This is a genomic window from Spongiactinospora gelatinilytica (genome assembly GCF_003236385.1).
Lineage (GTDB): Bacteria > Actinomycetota > Actinomycetes > Streptosporangiales > Streptosporangiaceae > Spongiactinospora > Spongiactinospora gelatinilytica.
This window is the reverse complement of sequence record NZ_POUA01000713.1, coordinates 1-1,428: the sequence shown is the minus strand read 5'-3', so window position 1 is coordinate 1,428 and position 1,428 is coordinate 1. Positions and strand designations below refer to the sequence as shown.

Genomic DNA, 1,428 nt, shown 5'->3' with positions numbered 1-1,428 from the left:
CCTCTGCCGCCCCCAACCCCACGTACGTACCAGTGACCGGCAACACGCGCAGGGTGATAGGCCGCACCGGTATCGGCACGGCACACCCCGGCAGGACCACCCCGCACATCAGCCTGGCGGTAGTGTCCGCCAGGCGGCCCGGGCGTCACCGCCCCGGGCGTGGGGCCGACAGGCCCATAGGCCGGCTCGTATGCAGCCAGCTGAACCAGGAATCGGCCGCCCCCCAGGCCGACGGCGGGATACCGCATTCGGCAAGGCTGCCGGGATAGACATGGTCGTAGGCCGCGGCCCAGGCCACCGCTCGTTCCGGGTCGGCCAGCAGCCAAGGAGCCACGATATCGTCCAGGTGCAGGGCGCTCAGTCCTGGAAAGGTGGGGTGATCCTCGATCGTGCCGGCGGCCAGGCCCTTGGCCAGCAGGCCGCGCCAGCAGGCGACCAGTTGTTCGGGGCCGGACCTTCCATGAACGCCGAGATCGCCGGCGGTGAGGCGGAGCGGCAGCGCCTCCTGACGGATCGCGACCCAGATCGCGGGCATGCCGAGCAGCCGGGCGGCGTGCAGCCGATGGGTGCCGTTCGATCCGCGCGCATACAGCGGCCCCGCCGGTCCCGGGAAACGCGTGACACGAATCGGATCACCGGACATGTTCCATACGTCCAGTGCGTCATCAACAGATCCGGCCCGCATCGCCTCGGCCATCGCGGGCACCACTGCCAGGCGATAGCCGATGTCGTTCCACCGGAGGGCCCCTGGGGCGGCGACGGCCTCCGGGTCGATCCAGCCGGCCGTCACGGTGTAGCCGAGGCCGAGCAGGCCGTCCTCGGTCCGGTGCGTTGCCTGGACAGACAGCTCCCGGGCCGGAGGCAGTGTGGCGTTGAGCCGTGCGGCGGCCTGCTCCAGGTAGTCGGTGACGCTCATCCCGGCCGGCCAGCGTGCCCGCACGTGGGCGATCGCGGCGGCGAACCGTGCCCGGTGCGCGGCCTCATCATCGGCCCAAGCCTGCCGCAGACTCACCGACGGCGTCCGCTCATGGTCCTCATCGTTGCCCCGGTGACCGGGCAGCCAGCCGCCATAAGGCAGCAGCCAGTGCGGCGAGTGCGACGGGCACTCCCAATTCACCTCGATGGGGCACCGGACCGGGACGCTCCACCGGCTCAGCAGATGCGGCACCGCCTGCGGGACCGCCGCCCACCCGGCATAGCGGGGTCCGGTGCCGGATACATGGCCGGGGTCCTGCTCGCGGCGGGCCTCGAAGTAGCCGTTGGGCTCATGGATGCTGATCCGCCACCGTGCCACCGCCGGTGGCGCGCCACCCGGCGATCGTGCGGCGTTCTCTTCCCGCCGGCGGGCGCGTCGGATGAGTTCGTTGTTGAGCATGTGGTCTTGCCATCGGCGGAACTCCAGCAGCGTGGGCGGGGGCGGGTCAGGCT

1 protein-coding gene is annotated in these 1,428 nt (G+C 71.5%); it reads right to left on the bottom strand.

Translation table 11 applies throughout. From position 1 onward, the window contains the following. Window positions 1-145 precede the first annotated feature (145 nt). On the bottom strand, window positions 146-1,428 hold a 1,283-nt coding region (locus tag C1I98_RS42355; protein WP_158558404.1), incomplete at its 5' end, for a hypothetical protein.